18 protein-coding genes are annotated in these 20,747 nt (G+C 56.7%); 12 read left to right on the top strand and 6 right to left on the bottom strand.

Going from position 1 to position 20,747, the window contains the following annotated elements:
• Nucleotides 1-83: 83 nt before the first annotated feature.
• Together WIN67_RS19695 and WIN67_RS19690 are read left to right on the top strand one after the other, a co-directional pair.
• Nucleotides 84-356 carry a CopG family ribbon-helix-helix protein gene (locus WIN67_RS19695; RefSeq protein WP_102864761.1) on the top strand — a complete coding sequence of 91 codons (273 nt, stop codon included), beginning with the start codon at nt 84-86 and terminating at the stop codon, nt 354-356.
• The gene (locus WIN67_RS19690; RefSeq protein WP_213665628.1) at nt 344-637 is read left to right on the top strand and encodes a type II toxin-antitoxin system RelE/ParE family toxin; all 294 of its coding nucleotides are present in this window, start codon (nt 344-346) and stop codon (nt 635-637) included. Before WIN67_RS19695 ends, WIN67_RS19690 begins: the two co-directional genes overlap by 13 nt.
• A 77-nt stretch (nt 638-714) precedes the next feature.
• On the opposite strand, the gene WIN67_RS19685 is transcribed toward WIN67_RS19690, so the two are convergent.
• Together WIN67_RS19685 and WIN67_RS19680 are read right to left on the bottom strand one after the other, a co-directional pair.
• Nucleotides 715-1,107, bottom strand: a complete 393-nt coding sequence (locus WIN67_RS19685; protein WP_339069916.1) for a DUF6124 family protein — start codon at nt 1,105-1,107, stop codon at nt 715-717.
• 498 nt (nt 1,108-1,605) lie between these two features.
• A complete protein-coding gene (locus tag WIN67_RS19680) occupies nt 1,606-2,526 on the bottom strand; it encodes a restriction endonuclease (RefSeq protein ID WP_339069915.1) in 921 nt (306 codons plus the stop codon).
• 1,417 nt (nt 2,527-3,943) lie between these two features.
• On the opposite strand from WIN67_RS19680, the gene WIN67_RS19675 reads away from it, so the two are divergent.
• The 9 genes from WIN67_RS19675 (at nt 3,944) to WIN67_RS19635 (ending at nt 14,577) form a co-directional block, all read left to right on the top strand.
• Complete coding sequence (locus tag WIN67_RS19675; protein ID WP_339069914.1) at nt 3,944-6,979, top strand: type I restriction endonuclease subunit R; 3,036 nt, start codon at nt 3,944-3,946, stop codon at nt 6,977-6,979.
• Nucleotides 6,972-8,261 carry a restriction endonuclease subunit S gene (locus tag WIN67_RS19670; RefSeq protein WP_339069913.1) on the top strand — a complete coding sequence of 430 codons (1,290 nt, stop codon included), beginning with the start codon at nt 6,972-6,974 and terminating at the stop codon, nt 8,259-8,261. The genes WIN67_RS19675 and WIN67_RS19670 overlap by 8 nt, the downstream gene beginning before the upstream one ends.
• Nucleotides 8,258-9,481, top strand: a complete 1,224-nt coding sequence (locus tag WIN67_RS19665) for an AAA family ATPase (RefSeq protein ID WP_339069912.1) — start codon at nt 8,258-8,260, stop codon at nt 9,479-9,481. The genes WIN67_RS19670 and WIN67_RS19665 overlap by 4 nt, the downstream gene beginning before the upstream one ends.
• A gap of 13 nt (nt 9,482-9,494) precedes the next feature.
• Nucleotides 9,495-11,117, top strand: coding sequence for a type I restriction-modification system subunit M (locus WIN67_RS19660; protein WP_339069911.1), 1,623 nt, complete (start codon nt 9,495-9,497; stop codon nt 11,115-11,117).
• Nucleotides 11,118-11,408: 291 nt separating this feature from the next.
• The gene (locus WIN67_RS19655) at nt 11,409-12,386 is read left to right on the top strand and encodes a hypothetical protein (RefSeq protein WP_339069910.1); all 978 of its coding nucleotides are present in this window, start codon (nt 11,409-11,411) and stop codon (nt 12,384-12,386) included.
• The gene (locus WIN67_RS19650) at nt 12,386-13,072 is read left to right on the top strand and encodes a hypothetical protein (RefSeq protein WP_339069909.1); all 687 of its coding nucleotides are present in this window, start codon (nt 12,386-12,388) and stop codon (nt 13,070-13,072) included. The genes WIN67_RS19655 and WIN67_RS19650 overlap by 1 nt, the downstream gene beginning before the upstream one ends.
• Nucleotides 13,073-13,143: 71 nt before the next feature.
• Nucleotides 13,144-13,626: a DUF4265 domain-containing protein gene (locus tag WIN67_RS19645; RefSeq protein ID WP_339069908.1), complete on the top strand. Its 483-nt coding sequence runs from the start codon at nt 13,144-13,146 to the stop codon at nt 13,624-13,626.
• 359 nt (nt 13,627-13,985) lie between these two features.
• Entirely contained in the window at nt 13,986-14,303 is a 318-nt protein-coding gene (locus WIN67_RS19640; RefSeq protein WP_047288019.1) for a hypothetical protein, read from the top strand.
• The gene (locus WIN67_RS19635; RefSeq protein WP_015636246.1) at nt 14,293-14,577 is read left to right on the top strand and encodes a helix-turn-helix domain-containing protein; all 285 of its coding nucleotides are present in this window, start codon (nt 14,293-14,295) and stop codon (nt 14,575-14,577) included. The genes WIN67_RS19640 and WIN67_RS19635 overlap by 11 nt, the downstream gene beginning before the upstream one ends.
• 187 nt (nt 14,578-14,764) lie before the next feature.
• Here WIN67_RS19635 and WIN67_RS19630 read toward each other — a convergent pair whose 3' ends face one another.
• The 3 genes from WIN67_RS19630 to WIN67_RS19620 all read right to left on the bottom strand — a co-directional run bounded on the left by WIN67_RS19630 (nt 14,765) and on the right by WIN67_RS19620 (nt 19,104).
• Nucleotides 14,765-16,948 (bottom strand): TonB-dependent siderophore receptor, encoded by a 2,184-nt coding sequence (locus tag WIN67_RS19630; RefSeq protein ID WP_339069907.1) that lies wholly within the window; start codon nt 16,946-16,948, stop codon nt 14,765-14,767.
• Nucleotides 16,949-17,200: 252 nt separating this feature from the next.
• The gene (locus tag WIN67_RS19625) at nt 17,201-17,449 is read right to left on the bottom strand and encodes an Arc family DNA-binding protein (protein ID WP_339069906.1); all 249 of its coding nucleotides are present in this window, start codon (nt 17,447-17,449) and stop codon (nt 17,201-17,203) included.
• Between the two features lie 263 nt (nt 17,450-17,712).
• Nucleotides 17,713-19,104, bottom strand: coding sequence for an aldehyde dehydrogenase family protein (locus WIN67_RS19620; RefSeq protein ID WP_339069905.1), 1,392 nt, complete (start codon nt 19,102-19,104; stop codon nt 17,713-17,715).
• 100 nt (nt 19,105-19,204) lie between these two features.
• Here WIN67_RS19620 and ptrR point away from each other — a divergent pair, with 100 nt between their 5' ends.
• On the top strand, nt 19,205-20,083 hold the full coding sequence (ptrR, locus tag WIN67_RS19615; RefSeq protein ID WP_102881744.1) for a putrescine utilization regulator PtrR: 879 nt from the start codon (nt 19,205-19,207) through the stop codon (nt 20,081-20,083).
• A 12-nt stretch (nt 20,084-20,095) separates the two neighbouring features.
• On the opposite strand, the gene WIN67_RS19610 is transcribed toward ptrR, so the two are convergent.
• Nucleotides 20,096-20,716: a LysE family translocator gene (locus tag WIN67_RS19610; RefSeq protein WP_339069904.1), complete on the bottom strand. Its 621-nt coding sequence runs from the start codon at nt 20,714-20,716 to the stop codon at nt 20,096-20,098.
• Between the last annotated feature and the right edge of the window lie 31 nt (nt 20,717-20,747).

Here is a 20,747-nt window from a genome sequence, read left to right as displayed (position 1 = left end):
CGCGCCTTCGGCGCATGGACAGCTGCGTTGGGTGCCTGATACCTTATCGAAAGGTAATACCTTTAGATAACAAGGGTTCGGCTATGGCCACTTCTATCAAGATTGATGACGAGCTGAAAAAGCGCATTCAGCATCTGGCGGGACTGCGTCAACGTTCGTCCCACTGGATTATGCGCGAAGCAATAGCGCAGTACGTCGAGCGCGAGGAAGCCCGTGAGGGCTTCAAACAAGAAGCCTTGGCGTCTTGGGCGGCGTATCAGGAAACGGGTCGGCATCTGACCGGCGAAGAAACTCGGGCCTGGCTCAATACCTGGGGTACCGAGGCTGAGGCGGAGCTGCCTAAGTGCCACGATTGATTCTCACCGAAGGTGCTGCGCAAGGATTGGAGCGTTGTCGCCAGTTTCTAGTCGAGAAAGGCCCGCTGATCGCTCAACGAGCTGCCCAAGTGATTGAGCGTCAAATCGCTCGACTGGAGGAAGACCCAGAAATCGGTCGTCCCTTTCCAGAACTGCCGGAGCTGCGCGAGCTGATTATCGAGTTCGGTGATTCGGGTTATGTCGCACTTTATCGGCATGAGCGTGCGGATGATGCTGTTTACATACTTGCCTTTCGGCACCAGAAAGAAGCCGGTTACTGAGTTTTAGTCGCAAGCTGTTTAGTGCTTCAGTCAGATGGCAACGGGGTAAGTCACGGCTTACCCCGTTTTCTCCTTCCTCAGCTTTGCTGAATGTTTTCTGCCGGTCTATTGGCATCCAGCAACGAATCCACCACCGCTCTAGCCATTTCCACCGAATGGATCATCGACCAAATCAACCCACGCTCCACACCGCTGGCGCGTTCGGTGATTTCATCGCTGACCTGTACCGCACAGTCCAGCAGCAACGACACATGCACCAAGGCCTCTTCGGCATTGATACCGGGGCGGACACTGAACATGGAGTGATGACCTACGGATGTAGGCACGGTGTCTTTCAGGCTATTGAGGATCGAGGTTTCGGCGCTATGCGCGGCCAAGGCCAAGCGAATTCGCTGGGTATCGATATCGTGTTCGGGGGTTCTGAATTGTCCAGGTAAGGACAGGGGCGGATCGGGAACGAGCTTTTTCATGGTGCATCTCCAATGTGAATGGAGCTGCCAGCTATCGCTGCTAAACGAAGGAGTGGCAGCTGTACGCAGGTTAGCAGACCGGTCACATTGGAAACCGGCGCACCCGAAGGTGCCCTGCGCACAGCCACCATAAAAAGCAGAAGAAAAACTCTGCCAACAGGTGACGTCGATGCGCCCAATGTGATGATTCGAGCTGCTAAACCCGATCACTGATATGCAGTGATGAACCGAGCCTAGCCAGCCGAAGTATCAGGCGCAAGCGGGTTGGATTCTCTAGGAAAAGTCGCTCAATAGAAAGGGACTAACCTTACAAAGAGTTGTGAATTGGACGGTGAAAATGGGCTAGACGTCGGTGGATATAGACTTGTGGTGTTGGCTTGTGAACGAAGGCGGCCGGGAAATCCTTATTCGTTACGGTTCGACTTATCCTTGCCATGCTGTGATAGAAACTTGGTCAGTAGTGTGCTGACCAATTTCATATACATGTCGAGCTTCCCTTTATTCATCATCAAAGTAGTCACGATCAATTGCAGGTAGCTTCAGTAGTCGTGAAGTGACTCCTACCTCATGATCCATCATCAAATGCACCAGACGATTACCGTCCACTAGCACGATGCCTTCGACAGATTTAGCAAAGTCGATCGCGTGGGCAGTGAAGCCTGAAGTAGTGATAAATACACCGCGTTTCGCCTTCTGACCTGCCAGAGCACCATAGAATGCTTGCAATTCAGGTCGCCCCACTGTGCTCTGCCAGCGTTTGGCTTGAACGTAGACTTTCTCTAACCCCAGTTTGTCCAACGAAATAATGCCGTCAATACCTGCGTCGCCTGAGCCACCGACTCTTTGGAGATCACTGCGACTTGCGCCATACCCTAGGCGATGAAGTACATCCAGCACGATGATTTCGAAGCGACTGGGACTGGTTTGCAGCAGGTTATCCAGGAGGTCTGCTGCCGTGGCTGCACGCAATTCCTGCAACGCTTGTTCAAGACGGTCATCTGGGCTTGCAGTAGCGGAGGTAGCGTTGGGCTCAACCACAGGGACCTCATCGAGTGGCGCAGCGTCGGCAGCCACTTTCAGCTTCACATTCATGTAGCCGATGGCTAAATGTTCCACTTCACTGGGCGACAAGGGAGCTGGATGCTCTTTAGAGTAGGCCACGCCCGCATCAGTCAATTTCCAATACCCGCGTTTGGCACTGCTAGAAAGGCCTGCACGCTTGAGTCGGTCATGGGCCCATCCCAGTCTGTTTTTATAGGTGGCCTGCCCGCTAGCTATTAGTTCTTCACGTTGCTCTGTGGTCAAGCGCAACATTTTGGCTGCCGCTTCATGGGCATCCCGGGCGGGTGCACCATCGGGCCTGGTAGCGAGAAAGCGCAGAATAGGCTCGATGAACTGATCGAAAGTTGGAACGGACATAGACACTTCCCTGTAATGACAACGTTTTGTGCTGATCGGCGGGTGAGTATAAATTAAATGTTCCTTATGTACGCCTATCGGATGGCGAGTCAGCGAAGGCGGACGTGAGAGCGTCCCGGCTCATAAAACTAGTCAATCTGGCTCGCTAATGCAGGGTTTAGTAACATTAGATATGGCTCTGCTTTAGATTGGATTGAGACCGAACCTTCACTCCAGTCACTTACGTTGCGAATGTGCGACCGGATGGCAATTGGTACACAAACACATTGCAGAGTTTTTGTTTGAATTGCGCGCAGGCCCTGTTTTTGTTGGGTAGCAGGTACTGTGGGGGTTGGGTAGCGGCGAGTTGTTCATTACGTGTTCTATTACTTTCAGCGACGCTATTATTTGGCGGTTGAGCTAAAGGTCGGAAAGTTAAAAATCAGAGCATCTGAAGTGGTTTGGGTTCTATATGGTCGTTGTGAATTGGCAGGTCAAAAATCGAACACAACAAATCCGCCATCGGACTATTGCTGTGTAAGCTCAAAAAAAGGTAGTGGTTGAGTATGCCCTAGGTGATAAGAGCCAGCCGATGGGCATTGCCGAATTTAAATTACTAGAATCATTGTCTGCCGAGCGGAAACCAGACTGTCCAGTATCGAACAGTTCGAGCGTGATCTAGTGAGTAGCTCTCTATCTGTGGAGGACGACACGCAATGATCATTCCAGCACCATCGCCACCCATGGCTACGAACCTTCCATGTATGCGTGTGAGCGGTACCTGTTGATCAAATCGTCCCTGTGTTCTGCGCACTGATATTGGTCGCTCTGTCGTAAGTTGCAAGCTAGGGCTGGCAGCAGGCTACTGTCGTGGTGTCGGAGTGCTGTCTTATGGGATTAAGGGACTGCATAATCTGAGTGCTCTCAGTAAAGTGTTGATTTTTAATGTTAATATCGTTTTTTTGCTCCGTGAGCAACGGCACTCCACTTGGCTGCTCATTTGTATTTGATCTGCCCAGCACGCGTGGTAATCATGATTGGTTGTGAACTACCCATAGCTGCCGATGGTAATCTGCAGAGCGCGGTCAGAAATGGATGGTCGCTGCCCGTGAAGAGTCCCTGTGTAAGCTACCTAGCCCGTGATATATCCGTGATAGGGGGAGGTGGTTTTGACAAAGACGGTATAGCCCAGACCGAGCTCCAGGAGATTCCGTTCACCGTGTAGCGCGAGTCTTGACGGAGCGGGGCTTGTGCTAAGCGTACGCCGTAGCAGCTCTATCCCACGGTAGCGATCGCGGCAACCGCAAAAAAAGTATGAGCATCGTGCAGCTCAACTACTCCTACGTACAACGAACGTAGGCCTTTTCCAGCTAACACGTGGTGATTCGCAATAGTCATGTTTTACTACGGGCCATATGAAAAGCACAGAGCACCCTCAATGAGTGAGCAAAAAATCGAGCAGGGCTTCATCGACAAGCTAATTGAGCTCAAGTACACCTACCGCCCCGACATCACCGACCGTACCTCGCTAGAGCGCAACTTTCGCGAGAAATTCGAGGCCCTCAACCGCGTTCGCCTCACTGATGGCGAATTTGCTCGCCTGCTCGACGAGATCGTTACCCCTGATGTGTTTGCTGCGGCGCGTACTCTGCGCGAGCGTAATGCCTTTACCCGAGAAGACGGCACCCCGCTGAACTACACACTGGTCAATATCAAAGACTGGTGCAAAAACTCCTTCGAGGTGATCAGTCAGCTGCGCATCAACACCGATAACAGCCACCACCGTTTCGATGTGGTCATCCTCATCAACGGTGTGCCGTGCGTTCAAGTTGAGCTGAAAACTCTGGGTATTAATCCGCGCCGCGCCATGGAGCAAATCGTCGAATACAAAAACGATCCCGGCAACGGCTACACCAAAACCTTGCTTTGCTTCCTGCAGATGTTCATCGTCAGCAACCGCGACAATACCTACTACTTTGCCAACAATAACGCCCGTCACTTCTCGTTCAACGCTAATGAGCGCTTCCTGCCCATCTATCAGTTTGCTGACGAGGCGAACAAAAAGATTACCTACCTCGACCGCTTCGCCGAGACCTTCCTAGTCAAATGCACGCTTGGCCAAACAATCAGCCGCTACATGGTGCTGATAGCGAGCGAGCAGAAGCTCATGATGATGCGTCCGTATCAGGTCTATGCCGTCAAAGCCATTGTCGACTGCATTGAGCAAAACTGTGGTAACGGCTATATCTGGCACACCACCGGCAGCGGCAAAACACTCACGTCCTTCAAAGCGTCCACCTTGCTCAAGGACAACCCGGAGGTCGAGAAATGCCTCTTTGTAGTGGACCGCAAAGACCTTGACCGCCAAACCCGTGAGGAATTCAATAAGTTCCAGGAAGGTTGCGTCGAAGAAAACACCAACACCGCTGCGTTGGTGCGTCGGCTGCTGTCCGAGGACTACGCAGACAAAGTCATCGTCACCACCATCCAGAAGCTCGGCCTCGCCCTGGATGAAAACAGTAAACGCAACAAGCAGCGCCAGCGCAACAACCGGCCCACCTACAAAGAACTGTTGGCCCCACTGCGCAACAAACGCATTGTCTTTATTTTCGATGAATGCCACCGTTCCCAGTTTGGCGATAACCACAAAGCCATCAAAGAATTCTTCCCCAAGGCCCAGCTGTTTGGCTTTACCGGCACGCCCATTTTTGAAGAGAACTCCTCACGGGTAAAAGTGGAAGACCAGCAGGCGTCTTACCAAACTACGGATGAACTGTTTCAGAAGCAGCTACACGCTTACACCATTACCCACGCGATTGAAGACGCCAACGTGCTGCGCTTCCATATCGATTACTTCAAACCAGAAGGCAAGAGAACACCCAAGCCTGGGGAAGGCTTAGCAAAGCGAGCAGTGGTTGAAGCCATTCTCGCCAAACACGACATGGCTACCACCCAGCGCCGTTTCAATGCCATTTTGGCGACGGCCAGTATCAACGACGCCATCGAATACCATAGCCTGTTTGCCGAACTGCAACACGCCAAACAACTGGCCGACTCTGACTATCAGTCGCTGAATATCGCATGCGTATTCTCGCCGCCTGCCGAAGGCAATGCGGACGTCAAACAAATTCAGGAAGACCTACCGCAAGAGAAGCACGACAACGAAGAAGATCCGGAAGGTAAAAAAAAGGCGCTCAAAGCCATCTTGGCCGACTATAACAGCCGCTACGGCACCAACCACAGCATCAGCGAGTTCGACCTTTATTACCAAGATGTGCAAAAACGCATTAAAGACCAACAATGGCCAAATGCCGACCACCCGCATGCGCAGAAAATCGACATCACCATCGTGGTCGATATGCTGCTAACCGGCTTCGATTCCAAATACCTGAACACCCTGTACGTGGATAAAAGCCTCAAGTACCACGGTTTGATCCAGGCCTTCTCGCGTACCAACCGTGTGCTCAGTTGCACTCAGGCACCCGACAAGGGCCCTACTGGGATAAAACCGTTCGGCAACATCCTCGACTTTCGCCATCAGCAAGAGGCAGTGGATGCAGCCATCAGCCTATTTTCTGGTGAAAATTCCAGCCCGCAGGCCCGCGAAATTTGGCTGGTGGACAAAGCCCCCGTGGTGATTGAAAAACTACAGGCTGCCGTACAAAAGCTAGATGATTTTATGCAATCGCAAGGCGTGGCCTGCTCACCTGAGGCCGTATATAACTTGAAAGGCGACGATGCCCGTGTCGCTTTTATCAGCCACTTCAAGGAAGTACAGCGACTCAAAACCCAGCTCGACCAATACACCGACCTCACCGCGGACAACGCTGCTGCCATCGAACAGATTCTGCCTAAGGAAAGCTTGCTTGGCTTTCGCGGTGCTTATCTGGAGACGGCCCAACGCCTTAAGGCCCAGCAAGATAAGAGCGGTAATAACGAAGATGGCAAAACCGATGCAGTGGACCAACTCGATTTCGAGTTCGTGCTCTTCGCCTCTGCAGTTATTGACTACGACTATATTGTGGGGTTGATGTCGCGCTTCTCGCAGCAAGAGCCAAGCAAGCAGAAGATGAGCCGCGATCAGCTTATTACCCTGATCCAGGCAGATGCCAAATTTATGAATGAGCGCGAAGACATTGCCGCCTACATCGCCACCCTCAAGGCCGGTGAAGGCCTGAGCGAAACCGCGATTCGTGACGGTTATAGCCGCTTCAAGCAACAGAAAGACGCCACAGAGCTCGCCGAGATCGCTAGCAAGCATCACCTGGACCCATCAGCGTTACAAGGTTTTGTGGATGGCATTCTGCAACGCATGATCTTCGACGGCGAACAGCTCAGTGACCTTATGGCTCCGCTCGACCTAGGCTGGAAAGCCCGCACCCAAGCTGAACTTTCCCTCATGGAAGACTTACAGCCCCTCCTTACCAAACGCGCCCAAGGCCGCGACATCTCAGGACTCAGCGCGTATGAGTAGTAAAATAAAAACGACAGACACAAAGGTAGCTGGCAACCCCGCGTTGTTGCCGAAGCTGCGCTTTCCGGGCTTCGACAAACCATGGTCATATGACCCGCTCTCGAAGACCCTTAAAGAACACAAAATCAAGAACACCGCTGGCCGTGATGTTTTTTCAGTTTCAATGGAATACGGCATCGTCAACCAGATCGAACTCTTGGGCCGCAGTTTTGCAGCGGCTGACACCTCTCGCTACACCATCGGGCGGCGGTTTGATGTCGTCTACACGAAAAGTCCGTTGAAGGCGTTCCCTTACGGCATAGTGAAGCAGTGCAAATTCGATGAAGAGGTCGCACTCTCCCCACTTTACGGCGTCTTCACTCCGGCCAATCCGTATCTGGGTTTAATAATAGAAGCTTATTTTGAATCGCCAAACCGGTCGAAGGCCTTTCTTTCGCCGCTTTGCCAAAAGGGTGCGAAGAACACGCTTCAGATTACAAATACGACTTTTTTGTCTGGATGTTTGCCGCTTCCGTCGCAACCAACTGAACAACAAAAAATCGCCGATTGCCTTAGCTCGGTCGACAATCTGATCGCCGCGCAAGCCCGTAAAGTGGAAGCGCTTAAGCTCCATAAGAATGGGTTGATGCAACAGCTTTTCCCCCGAGAAGGCGAAACTCAACCCCGCCTCCGCTTTCCCGAATTCAAAAATGCTGGCGAATGGGACGAAGACACTCTCGAAAATTTGTGCACAGCCAAAATCTCTTATGGCATCGTTCAAGCAGGAGCACATATTCCAGACGGAATGCCATATATAAAAAGTTCAGACTTAAACTCTGAGCTTTGCCTCGCCAATCTGGCCCGCACGTCTGATGTTATCGCCGAAAAATACCGAAGATCAGAAGTAATGCCGGGCGATATTGTGTTTTCTCTCAGAGGAAATATTGGCGTAGCTCAGATCGTCCCTAAAGACATACCAGTTGCTAACTTAACGCAGGGAACCGCGAGGATTAGGCCCCAAGGTCCCTCTGAGTTTCTTCTTCAAGCGCTTCGATGCCAATCTGTTCACGGCCGAATTCTTGCCGTTAGGAAAGGCAGCACATTTCAAGAAATCTCATTGGAAGCCTTGCGAAACATCCGGCTGCTTCATCCAGCAATTGCCGAACAACAACGCATCGCCGACTGCCTCTCCACCCTTGATGCCCTGATCACCGCACAAACCCAAAAGTGCGAAGCCCTAAAGACTCACAAGAGGGGACTAATACAGCAGCTTTTTCCGTCCATGGAGGAGGTTGAGGTATGAGAAACAAGCCAAAGATCAATAAGTATGCCAACCTAAATACACTCGCAAGGAAGCTGCGCGACGACCTAGGTGGGGCAGATCTCATCCTCGTCTATGCTTACAATCGCACCGGCAAGACGCGGCTCTCGATGGAATTCAAGGATATTGGAAAGCGTAAGACAAAAAAAAATCCGGATGGTCTCGCAGATACCCTTTACTTCAACGCCTACACCGAAGATCTGTTTACTTGGGACAATGACATTGAAAACGGCACCATTCGCGGCCTAGAAATAAACCAGGCATCGCGGTTCTTTGATGGTTTCAAGAACGAGCCTTTAGAACCGGCTATTGATGAGTACTTAAAGCGCTACGCAGACTTTGACTTTGATTTCACATTCCAAGAAGTGCAGCAGGGCAACGAATTCTTTTCCAGACCTGTGTTCGTTAGCTTCCGCAAAGGCGAGCAGTCGAATATCAAAATCTCCCGTGGTGAGCAGAATATTTTCATTTGGTGCGTCTTCATGGCCATCTGTGAACAGCTTTTGAAATATCCCGAAGGTTATCCGGCGGTGAAGCACGTCTATATCGACGACCCGATTTCATCATTGGACGATAATAACGCCATCTCCGTCGCCTGCGACCTCGCCAAACTTCTTCGTCGTGCAGCGAGTAGAGAAGGCCAGAATGGCGCAGTGGCTCCCATAAAGATTGTTTTTTCCTCCCACCACGCCCTCTTTTTCAATGTCATGTGCAATGAGATTGGGCGGGCTAAGGAAGGGGAGCCGAAGGTGTCTCATAAACGTTACTACCTGCACCGTGCGAATGGTGAAGGTAGCTTTACCTTACAGGCCACTGAGGATACGCCATTTTTCCATCATGTTGCGGCCCTCTCCGAACTACAGGTGGCCGCCGATTACAACTCAGGCAAGCTCTACACCTATCACTTCAATGCGTTGCGCAGCATCATGGAAAAAACGGCCTCGTTCTTTGGCCATGCCGATATTTCTTTCTGCCTTAAAGCACTCGCGAGTGAGGAAGACACAGCGCTCTACAACCGTGCTCTCCAACTGCTGAGTCATGGTAAATACGCCATCCATGAACCGACCGAGATGGGTGAGGACAACAAAGAGCTGTTTCGCCGCATTCTCAGGGACTTCATCAGTACATTTAAATTTGCCCTACCTGACTTATTGGGTGCGGAGCTAGCCTCGACGGCTGCTGCACCAAACCCAGACCTATAAGCGAAACCAGCACATGAATGACACCAACAGAAAACAACTCGGCCAAACTCTTTGGGCCATTGCCGATCAATTGCGCGGAGCTATGGATGCGGATGATTTCCGCGACTACATGCTGTCCTTCCTCTTCTTGCGCTATCTCTCGGACAACTACGAGATAGCGGCCAAGAAGGAACTCGGAAAAGACTATCCAGGGTTGCCCGTTGACGTTTTGCTAAGAACGGGAGCGTCGACTCCTCTGCAAGTCTGGTATGAGAAGAACAAATCGGATATCCCTGCTTTCGAGAAGCAGATGCGCCGTAAGGTGCATTACGTCATTGAGCCGGTACACCTGTGGAATAGCATCGCCAATATGGCCCGCACCCAGGACGACGAACTACTAACTACGCTGCAAGCGGGCTTTAAATACATAGAAACCGAGTCCTTTGAGAGCACCTTCCAAGGCCTTTTCTCGGAAATCGATTTAGGCTCCCCCAAGCTGGGGAGGAGCTATACGGAGCGCAACGCCAAGCTCTGCACCATCATCCAGAAGATCGCTGAGGGTCTGGCAGATTTTTCCACGGATATTGATGCGCTTGGCGATGCCTATGAATACCTGATAGGCCAATTTGCCGCTGGATCAGGCAAGAAGGCGGGCGAGTTCTATACGCCCCAACAAATTTCCGACATCCTTTCCACCATCGTTACCCTAGACAGTCAGGACCCTAAGACTGGAGCCAAAAAACGCTTGGAGAGCGTGCTGGACTTCGCCTGTGGCTCTGGCTCACTGCTGCTTAACGTGCGCAAGCGCATGGGGCCGCAAGGCATTGGCAAGATTTACGGCCAGGAAAAGAACATCACCACCTATAACTTGGCCCGCATGAACATGCTGCTGCACGGGGTGAAGGACACCGAGTTCGAGATTTACCACGGCGACACCTTGAGCAACGACTGGGACATTCTGCGCGAGCTGAACCCCGCTAAAAAACCCACGTTCGATGCCATCGTCGCCAACCCGCCCTTCAGTTACCGCTGGGACCCAACAGAAGCCATAGCAGATGACATGCGCTTCAAAAACCACGGGTTGGCCCCCAAATCGGCTGCCGACTTTGCCTTTCTATTGCACGGCTTTCACTTTTTGAAAGACGAGGGTGTGATGGCCATCATCCTGCCCCACGGGGTGCTGTTCCGAGGCGGTGCTGAGGAGCGCATCCGCACTAAGCTGCTAAAAGACGGCCACATCGACACGGTGATCGGCTTGCCCTCCAACCTGTTTTATTCAACAGGTATTCCGGTGTGCATTCTCGTGCTCAAAAAGTGCAAGCAACCGGACGATGTGTTGTTCATCAACGCGGCTGAACACTTCATCAAAGGTAAACGCCAGAACCAACTGACCGATGAGAACATCGCCAAGATTATCGAAACTTACCAGTTCCGCAAGGAGGAGCCTCGCTATGCCCGTAGGGTAGAGATGGAGGAGATCGAGAGGAACGGCTACAACCTGAATATTTCTCGCTACATCAGCACGGCGAGCGTAGAGGCTGAGATCGATTTACAAACCGTGAATACCGAACTGGTCACATTGGAAAAAAACATTCAGGTGGCACGGGACAAACACAATGCCTTTCTGAAAGAGCTGGGACTGCCACCCTTAGTGTGAACCGCAAAGCGATTTAATGAGGCCGTGTAACAAGGCACTGCACGAACAGCAATGCCTTGTTATGCGTTTATAAATCACTGAAAGATAAAAAGGGGACGATTTGGTCGCTTTCGACCTGTCACTATTAACTGGGTTGGGTTGCTTTTGCCATTGCGGTACTGTTGCTCTAACAGGTTGAACAGCAAGAGAGCGTCAATGCCGAGCGTCGCTTAGGGGCCACTTTCTTTACCCGTAAAACCAGAACTATTTTGCTATCCTGCGCCCCTTTTCCCCATCGCAAGGAGCGCAGGCATGACCCGGCCCATCGGCAGCAGTACGCAAACAAGGGCTGACAAACCGAGTTATCTGCATCGCCTGCAGCACCTCCTATCCCGCCTGACCACAGCGCTTTTGCTGGGTATCACGCTGCTAGTTCCAACCGCCCAAGCCAACCCCACCACCACCTACCGCGGCACCCTCGGCGACACGCCGGTTGAACTGGCGCTCACCTACGACTCCCAATACGGCGGCGGCATGTCCGGCTATTGGTTCTCCGAGTCCGAGCGCTTGCCCATGGCGTTGGAATCCACGCCTTTCCATTCCGGCTCCGCGCTCTTGATCAACATCATGGACAACCCGACCCTGCCGGCGACGGCGGTGTCGTTGCAGCCGTTCGCCGAGGGGGCAGAGGCGCTGCAGGGCAGTCTGGTGGATTTGCGCACGGGCACGCAGCAGCCGTTGCAGTTGCAGCGGGTGACGCGCTTTGGCGACAGTCAGCGGGAGGCTTTTGAGGGGGAGTTGTTGCAGCCGGTGTTTGATCGGGATTTCTATTTCAGTGTGCATGCCGCGCGCAAGGCCGGGGAGGAAGTGGCGCAGGTGGACAGTATCCGGGTGATCAGCCGGGCCACCGGTAAGCGGGTGCAGGAGATTAGCGGGCAGTGGTGTCTGTCGTCCGTGGGCACCAGGACGCTGACCTTCGGGCATTTTCATGCCGAGGCGCGGATGGACTTTCAGGTCCAGGGCTATCGCGTGGGGGAGGCGGATGGCCGGGTGTGGTGCTCGCCCACGCAGTACTACCTGTACAGCCGGGATCTGCGGACCTATCGGCGTCATCCGCAGTTGGAGCAGTTCGCGGTGGACGGTGATCTGCGCTTTTCCCCCAGTGGCCAGATGGAGTTCAGCAAGCAGGACTTCATCAACTACGACAAGCGCACTCGGCGTTGGGATTATTACCGGGTGATCACCCCTGAGCGTTTGGAATATCTGTCGTCGGGCGAGGAGCGTTTCTGATGCGTGGGTTTGATTTTGCTCGGGGGCTGGCGGTGCTGGTGTTGGCGCTGTGGCTGTTGCCGGCGCAGGCGTCCCATGGGGTGTATGAGGGGACCTTGGGCAAGCAGGCGATTGTCTTGACCCTGGGTAGCCAGAATGCGGTCTACCAGGGCACCTATGCCTATCAGCGCTATCGCACGCCGATCCGCCTCAAGCCGACCTTCAGCTACAGCAACAAGACGCTGGCCATGGATGAGCTGGACGAGCAGGGCCTACCGGTGGCTCGTCTGCAGTTCAATGACTTGCTGAACTCCCGCCAGCAGGAGCAGGTGCGCGGCACCTGGACCAGTTATCGCACGGGCAAGTCCTTGCCCATTGCGCTGAAGCTGGTGGGCCTGGTGGATTCGGATCGCTCGTGGCCGCAGCCGGTCACCACGCTGTTGCAGAGTGCTTCCACCAAACGCTGGTATTTCCAGGTGCCGATGCCGGGCAATGATCAGCGGATCACGACGGTGGAGGTGATGGACAAGGCCAGTGGCAAGTTGCTGGTGAGCCTGGCGATCGCGGCACCGGGCTGTCCGAATCAGGGGGTGGATACCTTGCAGTTGCAGGGTGAGGGGGAGCAACTGCGGATTGTTTTCAAGGACTGCACGTTTCCGGGGTTTCGGTGGAATGAGGGCGGTGGGAGCTTTGCGCCGTTGCCTTGAGGCAGGGGGATGGAAGCGCTGGGTAACGGAACAAGGATCAGGTGTTGAACCTGGAAACTGTGGAGCCTCGTATGGATGACAAGCAATCCCCTGTGTTGATCCAGGTGTACATGGCCGATGACGATGGCGCCGTTCGCGAGGAGTTGCTGGCGCGGCGCATCGATGAGGATACCTACGAGTTGCTGTCTTCACCGGGGCTGGCACAGAACCTGGCGCGGGGCGATATCGTTTCAATCCGCAATCCCGATGCGCCGGCGCAAGTGCTGAAGCGGGGCGGGAATTTCTGCATTCAGATTTATGCCGACTACATTGATCCGGCGGTGGTCAGTGCGCTTGAAAACGAGGTCGCTGGTGAGCTGGGCGGAACCCTGGATGGGCTGTTCGAAGGGAACCTGTCATTCGCTGTTCCCGCGAGGAATGGCATGGACCCTATCAACGCGGTGTTCGATCGCTTCCGCGAGCAAACCGGGATCGAGTGGTACTACGCCAATGTCTATAAAAACCTCGACGACGATGAGGACGAGACGTTGTTGAACTGGTGGTTGGACGTGTGATCCTCCTTGGGGCTGCCGCCAGAGCGACCAAGTAAACGACCAAGTAGCCGATCAAGTAGCCGATCAAGCAGGTTGGCAGCTTCGAGTCATTGCAGAGTGATGCACCGTGGCTTACCACGGCTCTCTTGAGGACACCTTCGCCTGTAAATCGGTTCCGAGCCTGTAAGGCAAATCTGTATTTTCGGTAAGCAGTGGCTGCCCTCGATGATTGCCGCCACCCTCGGTGATGAGTAGATCAAACGTCCACCCCTTGCGATGCCTGGTTGCGGCAGGAGTATTGGTTTTTCCAGCGCCAGCAGGTTGTGTCGGACGGATGCCTGTCTGTTCGTCTGTACGGCCTTGCCGTAGATGGTGGAGCCATGTATACCGTTATCGAAACCGAGGTCTTCAAGCGCTACGCCGAGCCGATCTGGAATGACACCGAGCGCTTGGAATTCATCACCTGGTTGGTCGCAGACCCATGGGTTGGAGACGTCATCCCCGGTACTGGAGGGCTGCGCAAGGTGCGCTGGTCTTGCAGTGGCATCGGCAAGCGCGGCGGCACACGAGTCATCTACTACAACCTGCTTTCGGAAGGTCTTATTTGGTTGCTGATTGTCTACACCAAGGCGAAGTTAGACAATCTGCCCATCGGCTTTCTGAATCAATTGAAAGAGGGAATCAGTCATGGACCATGAACTGCAGCAGTTTCAGAAGGATTTGCTGACTTCGGTGGGCCAGATGAAAGCCGGCAAGGCGGCGCGTGCAACGGTGGTAAAACTGTCCGGGGCGGCAGAGGCCCGGGCTAAGGTGGGGCTCTCTCAGAGTGCGTTCGCCACGCTGTTGGGGGTCAGCCTGCGTACACTGCAGGATTGGGAGCAAGGCCGGCGCCAGCCGACAGGCGCGGCTCAAACGCTGCTGCGTGTGGCCAGCCAGTACCCTGAAGCCTTGCGGGCTTTGCAGCCGGTTTGATGGCGAGCAGACCAGGCGCTGACAAGCCGGTCTTGATGACCGGCTTTTTTGTGCATGCCTGACAGATTCGCATAGTCACTGGTTTGCCAGCGAGGGTGTCCTTGAGACCGCCTTCGCCGGCAAGCCGGCTCATACAATACAGGGGCTAACTTGAGAGGCGTATTCTCGCTAGGCGGTTGGCGCTGCATCAGAAATTCACCGAAGCACTCAACCGCGCCGTCAACGGCGCGCCCTGGAACAGGTAGTCGTCGCCCATGTATTCCCCTGCATCGCGCCAGTAGCGTTTGTCGAACAGGTTGTCCACGGTCAGGCGGAACACGGTTTCGTAGCCATCAATGCGCGTGCTGTAGCGGCTGCCGATGTTGAAGATGGCGTAGGCGCCGGTGGCGACGTTGCCCTGGCGGTCGGCGTATTTGCTGCCGCTGTATTGCATGCCGCCCAGCAGGGCCAGGCCGTCGAGCCAGGGCAGGGCGTAGTCGCCTTGGAGGCTGGCCCGCAGGCGGGGGACGTTGAGGGTCTGGTGGCCTTCGTAGGCCGGGGTGCCGGTGCCCTCGACCCGGGAGCGGATCGCCGCGACGCTGGCGGCAATCTGCAGGCGCTGGGTGGCCCAGCCGTTGGCGGAGAGCTCCAGGCCGGTGTTCTTTTGCTGGCCCTGCTGGACGTAGGTGAAACCGCCTGCAGCGTCCGGGCGCGAGTACTGGTAGGCCTGGCGCATCTGGAACAGGGCGGCGGTAAAACTCATGCGCTGCCAGTCGTATTTGATCCCGGTTTCGATTTGGCGGGAGACGGTGGGGGCCAGGGTGTCGCCACTGTTGCTGGCGAACCAGGGGGCCTGGCCACCCAGGCTCAGGCCCTTGCTGTATTGGGTGTACAGCGACAGTTCGCTGATCGGTTTGTAGATCAACGCGGCCTGGGGCAGGAATACATAGCGCTGGGTGTGGCGATCGCGCACGCCGTCCTTGTCGAAGCTCTCTTCGTCGAGGCGTACTTCGCGTCCGCCGAGAACGGTCTGCCACTGTTCGTTGAAGCTGATGCGGTCGCTGAGGAACAGGCCGTATTGGCGGCTGTCGAGGCGTTTGTGGGTGTCGTTGAGGGCGCCGTTGTAGCGGTCGAAGTTTTCCGGCTCGCTCTGGATATTGCCCGTGCCAACCCATTGATTGATGGACTCGCGCCGGTCCACCACGCGGCGAAATGCACTGGTCCCCACGCTCAACTCATGGCCCAGGCCTGCGGTGTCGAAACGACCGTTGAGCACCGCCTGGACTTCATCGTTGCGCCGGGTGTCGTCGGGGCTGCGGAAGTCGTAGATGTCGTAGTTGCCTTCCGGGCTGAAGTAGTTGCCGTTGGCATTGGTGCAGCCGGTGGTGCAGCCGCCCCAGGCAAACGAACTGTAGTCATCGATCACCACCCGGCTGCGGGACGCACTGAGGTTGCCCTTCCAGTTGTCGTTGAAGCGGTACTCGAAACTGCCACCGATGTTCAGCGATTCATTGGTCACCGGCTTTGAGCCGCTCTGGTGCCCCAGGAGCTTTTTCGGCGAGGCGTGGTGGGGCAGGCTGGAGCCGCCCAGCAGTTGATAGCCCGGGGCCGAGCGCTGTTGCTTGTTCTGGTATTCGATATCCAGTTGCAGCAGGGCATCGGGGCTGATGTTCCAGTCCAGGGCCAGGGAGGCGAAGTCGCGCTGGCCGTTGGTGTGCTCGACGTAGGAGTGCAGGTCTTCATGGGCCAGGTTGGCGCGCAGGCCGAACTGCTGTTCGCTGCCGAACCAGCCGCCGACGTCGGTGGCCAGGTAACCGCTGCCGCGATCGTCGGTGGAGACGGTCACCGAGCGGATATCCGTGGGCCGCTTGGTCACGTAGTTGATCAAGCCACCCGGTTCGCTGACCCCGCTTTGCAGGCCGGAAAGGCCCTTGAGCAATTCCACCCGCTGTTTGTTTTCCAGGGCGACGTTCTGCTCGCCGGTGATGGTGCGGTTGTTGATCTTGTAGCTGCTGGCCGCGTTCAGGGAGAAGCCGCGCACCTCGAAGTTTTCGTAGTAGCCCACCGGCGCGTAGCTCTGGCCCACCGAGGCGTCGTTCTTCAGTACTTCGCTGAGCAGCCGGGCCTGCTGGTCCTTGATCAGCTCTTCGTTGATCACGCTGATGGAGGCCGGGGTGTCCAGCAGCGGTGTTTCGCTGAAGCCGCCCACCGAGGCGCTGTCGGCGCGATAGCCGTATTGCTCTTCGCCACTGACGGTCTGGGTCGGTAACTGGGTGCCGCTGGCGTTGGCCACCGCGTGGCTACCGGCCAGCAACAGGCCCAGGGTCAGGCGATTGAAAGGCAATCCTGTGGAGCTGGCGCGTGTGGGGGGCGTCGGGTGAGTCCGGCTCATGAACAATCCTAGAAGGCGACGCGGTCCCCATGGCAGAAGCCGGGGGAGGTTCCTGAGAAGGCTACGATCGTCGACCTGAGTGTGTAGTGAGGAACAGCGCGGGAGCCCTGCGGGCATCAGGCAAGGGCCTGGCGGTTGCCGCTGGGTGCTGTCGGGCAGGCGCCATCATACAAGCTGCGGCGCGGGGGTAAAGGCACACATACACAGGGCCGGTAGGCGCACGCCGGCCCTGCTGGAGGGAGATGTTACGGGTTACGGGTTTGACTCAGGAGGATTCACTTGCAGGGATTCGATCTGCTGTTCCAGGGATTCGATCTTGCTCAGCAGGATAGTGATGAGTTTTTCGTCGTGGCCTCGGGCGTCGGTGGCGACCAGTGACTTTTCCAGTCGGTCGACGATTTCATTGTTCATGCTGCGGTTTTCCTGCTTGGCGATGCGCTTGACTTGGGTGTGAAGCTCACCAGGCAGGCGAACGATGAATTTTTGAGCGGGGGCGCACATGCCGGACCTCGGGTGATATCAAAAAGAAACATCATAGAAAGGTCGGGGCAGGCAGGGCTTCAAGAAAATTCTGAAAAAACAGCAAGATCGGGCTTAGTTTCGCTGAGCAGGGTGGGCGACTCGCTGAGCGAATCAGGGCATTGCGCTGCCTAAAGCCATGCCGCTCAATCAAGAACTGGCGCAGAGGGTGTCAGCCCCCTCGCCAGTGCTGAATGTCCGTTGGCATCAGGGCCTGGCCGGCGGCTCAAGCCCCGTGCCCGGCCTTAACGCCGATCCAGCCACACCGTCTGCGCATTGCAGAACTCGCGCACGCCGAAGTGCGACAGCTCGCGACCGAAGCCGCTTTTTTTCACCCCGCCGAAGGTCACCCGAGGGTCGCTGGCGCTGTAGCCGTTGATGAACACGCCGCCGGTTTCCAGCTCGTCGGTCATCTGCCGGGCCCGTTCCAGGTCCTGGGTGAAGATCGTCGCGGTGAGGCCGAACTCGCTGTCGTTGGCCAGCTCCAGGGCGTGCTCGGCATCGCGGGCGCTGATGATGGCGGCCACTGGGCCGAACAGCTCCTGCTTGAAGGCGGTCATCTGCTCGGTGACGTCGGCCAGCACCGTGGGCTGATAGTAGTTGCCGGCGCCTTCGACCTTGTCGCCCCCCAGCAGCAGGGTGGCGCCTTCGTCCAGGGTGGCCTGGACTTGCTGGTGCAGCTCGTCGCGCAGGTCGAAGCGGGCCATGGGGCCGAGGTAGGTGTCGCTGGCCAGCGGGTCGCCCATTACCAGGGCGCGGGTGGCTTCGACGAATTTGCGGGTGAACTCCGCGACCACCCCTTGTTCGATGATCAGGCGCTTGGCGGCGGCGCAGACCTGGCCGGTGTTCTGATAGCGGCCGATCACTGCGGCCTTGACCGCTTCGTCCAGATCGGCGTCGTTGAGCACGATAAAGGGATCGGAACCGCCCAGTTCCAGCACGCATTTCTTCAGCGCAGCGCCGGCCTGGGCGCCGATGGCGATGCCGGCACGCACGCTGCCGGTGAGGGTCACGGCGGCGACGCGGCGGTCGGCGATGGCGCGGGACACGCCGTCCGGGGTGACGTTGAGCAGCTCGAAGACGCCTTCAGGGAAACCGGCGCGCTGCATGACGTCCAGCAGCAGGTAAGCGCTGCCCATGACGTTCGGCGCGTGCTTGAGCACGTAGGTGTTGCCCGCCAGCAGCGCCGGCACCGCGCCGCGCAGCACTTGCCAGATCGGGAAGTTCCACGGCATCACCGCCAGCAGCGGGCCCAGGGGGCGGTACTCGATGCGCGCCTTGTTGTTTTCCACCAGGGTCGCTTCCGGGGCCAGCATGGCCGGGCCGTGCTCGGCGTACCACAGGCACAGCTGGGCGCATTTTTCGATTTCGCCGCGGGCCTGGGGCAGGGGCTTACCCATTTCCAGGCTGATCATCCGTGCCATGGCCTCGCTGTTGTCCCGCAGGGCCTGGGCCAGTGCCGTCAGGTGCGCGGCGCGGGCGGCGACGCTCTGGCGTTTCCACTGGGCGAAACCGCGGGCGGCGCGCTCCAGGGTGGCGTCCTGTTCCGCTTCGGACTGGTAGGGGTAGGCGCCGATCTGCTCGCCGCTGGCGGGGTTGATCGACAAGGCGTGGGTGTGACTGGAAACAAGGCTCATGGCACCGTCCTGCAGGGTGGGAATGACGGCAGGTTACGGTGCTGGCTCTTTGCTGAAAACTGAATAATATTAAGCGAGTCGTTCACGTTTGGAGAATGAAGTGGATCTGGTCCAGCTGGAAATTTTCAAGGCCGTTGCTGAGCAGGGCAGCATCAGCGCCGCCGCGCAATTGATCCACCGGGTGCCGTCGAACCTGACCACGCGGATCAAGCAACTGGAGCAGGACCTGGGGGTGGAACTGTTTATCCGCGAGAAGAGCCGCCTGCGCCTGTCGCCCGCCGGGTGGAACTTCCTCGACTACGCCCGGCGCATTCTCGACCTGGTGGCCGAAGCGCGCTTGACCGTGGCCGGCGAGGAACCCCAGGGCCCGTTTGCCCTGGGCTCGCTGGAAAGCACGGCGGCGGTGCGCATTCCGGCGCTGCTGGCGGCCTACAACCAGCAATACGCCAAGGTCGAACTGGACCTGTCCACCGGCCCCTCGGGGACCATGATCGAAGGCGTGCTCTCCGGCCGTCTGGTGGCGGCCTTCGTCGACGGCCCGGTGCGTCATCCGGCCCTGGAAGGGCTGCCGGTGTTCGAGGAAGAAATGGTGCTGATTGCGCCCCTGGGGCACGCGCCGATTACCCGAGCGCGGGAAGTCAACGGCGAAAGCATCTACGCCTTTCGCGCCAACTGTTCCTACCGTCATCACTTCGAAAGCTGGTTTACCCAGGACGCCGCGGTGCCGGGCAAGATCCACGAAATGGAGTCCTACCACGGCATGCTGGCCTGCGTCAGCGCCGGTGCCGGGCTGGCGCTGATGCCCCGCAGCATGCTGGAAAGCATGCCCGGCTGCGCCACGGTCAGCGTCTGGCCGCTGTCGCCGCGCTTTCGCTTCCTGCGCACTTGGCTGGTCTGGCGGCGCGGCACCGTGTCCCAGAGTTTGAGCAGTTTTGTGAAGTTGCTGGAAGAGCGTGGAGCGGTGCTGGCTGAGGTTTGAGGGGAGCGATGTTCAACGCCTGCTCAAGGCCAGGCGAGCCGCGAACAGCACGAAGATCATCCCTGTGGTGCGGTCCATCCACTGGATCACCTTTTCCCGCTGCAGCACCCCGCTCAGGGAGCGGGTGGCGCCAATCAGCAGCAGGGACCAGATCAGCCCCAGCACCACGTGGATGCTCACCAGACCGAAGGTCCAGAGCACCAGCGGCTGTCCCTGGGGAATGAACTGCGGCAGAAAGGACACGTAGAAAACCCCCACCTTGGGGTTGAGCACATTGCCCAGCATGCCCTTGAGAAACCAGTTGGCCCCGGGATTGCCGTCTGCGTCTGCCGGAGCAAACGAGCGGCGTGGGCGCAACAGCATGTTCAGCCCCAGCCAGGCCAGGTAGGCCGCGCCGCAGTATTTCAGCAGGTTGAAGGCCAGTTCCGACACCGCAATCAAGGCCCCCAGGCCGAAAGCCACGGCCGCGCCCCAAAGCAGGCAACCGGCGTTGATCCCCAGCGCCGCGCGTAGCGCCTGTTGCTTGCCTTCCACAGTGGCGGTGCGCAGCACCAGGGCGGTGTCCAGTCCCGGGGTCAGGGTCAGCAGGGTAGCGGCCAGGGTGAAGGCCAGGAGGTTGTCGGTGATGGACATGGGCAGGGTTTCAAGCCGGGACGTTGGCGAA

Origin of the sequence: Pseudomonas idahonensis (assembly GCF_037903935.1) — a bacterium.
In the GTDB taxonomy this organism is placed as follows: Bacteria; Pseudomonadota; Gammaproteobacteria; order Pseudomonadales; family Pseudomonadaceae; genus Aquipseudomonas; species Aquipseudomonas danubii.
Note: the sequence above shows the minus strand (reverse complement) of the source record. Positions and strands in the feature narration are given on the sequence as shown.

Coding starts and splice junctions, on each gene's coding strand:
- WIN67_RS19610 (WP_339069904.1), bottom strand. CDS start 20,716: ATGTCCATCACCGACAACCTCCTGGCCTTCACCCTGGCCGCTACCCTG.
- WIN67_RS19655 (WP_339069910.1), top strand. CDS start 11,409: ATGACCCGGCCCATCGGCAGCAGTACGCAAACAAGGGCTGACAAACCG.
- WIN67_RS19620 (WP_339069905.1), bottom strand. CDS start 19,104: ATGAGCCTTGTTTCCAGTCACACCCACGCCTTGTCGATCAACCCCGCC.
- WIN67_RS19675 (WP_339069914.1), top strand. CDS start 3,944: ATGAGTGAGCAAAAAATCGAGCAGGGCTTCATCGACAAGCTAATTGAG.
- WIN67_RS19635 (WP_015636246.1), top strand. CDS start 14,293: ATGGACCATGAACTGCAGCAGTTTCAGAAGGATTTGCTGACTTCGGTG.
- WIN67_RS19670 (WP_339069913.1), top strand. CDS start 6,972: ATGAGTAGTAAAATAAAAACGACAGACACAAAGGTAGCTGGCAACCCC.
- WIN67_RS19650 (WP_339069909.1), top strand. CDS start 12,386: ATGCGTGGGTTTGATTTTGCTCGGGGGCTGGCGGTGCTGGTGTTGGCG.
- WIN67_RS19640 (WP_047288019.1), top strand. CDS start 13,986: ATGTATACCGTTATCGAAACCGAGGTCTTCAAGCGCTACGCCGAGCCG.
- WIN67_RS19625 (WP_339069906.1), bottom strand. CDS start 17,449: ATGTGCGCCCCCGCTCAAAAATTCATCGTTCGCCTGCCTGGTGAGCTT.
- WIN67_RS19660 (WP_339069911.1), top strand. CDS start 9,495: ATGAATGACACCAACAGAAAACAACTCGGCCAAACTCTTTGGGCCATT.
- WIN67_RS19665 (WP_339069912.1), top strand. CDS start 8,258: ATGAGAAACAAGCCAAAGATCAATAAGTATGCCAACCTAAATACACTC.
- WIN67_RS19680 (WP_339069915.1), bottom strand. CDS start 2,526: ATGTCCGTTCCAACTTTCGATCAGTTCATCGAGCCTATTCTGCGCTTT.
- WIN67_RS19630 (WP_339069907.1), bottom strand. CDS start 16,948: ATGAGCCGGACTCACCCGACGCCCCCCACACGCGCCAGCTCCACAGGA.
- WIN67_RS19645 (WP_339069908.1), top strand. CDS start 13,144: ATGGATGACAAGCAATCCCCTGTGTTGATCCAGGTGTACATGGCCGAT.
- WIN67_RS19685 (WP_339069916.1), bottom strand. CDS start 1,107: ATGAAAAAGCTCGTTCCCGATCCGCCCCTGTCCTTACCTGGACAATTC.
- WIN67_RS19695 (WP_102864761.1), top strand. CDS start 84: ATGGCCACTTCTATCAAGATTGATGACGAGCTGAAAAAGCGCATTCAG.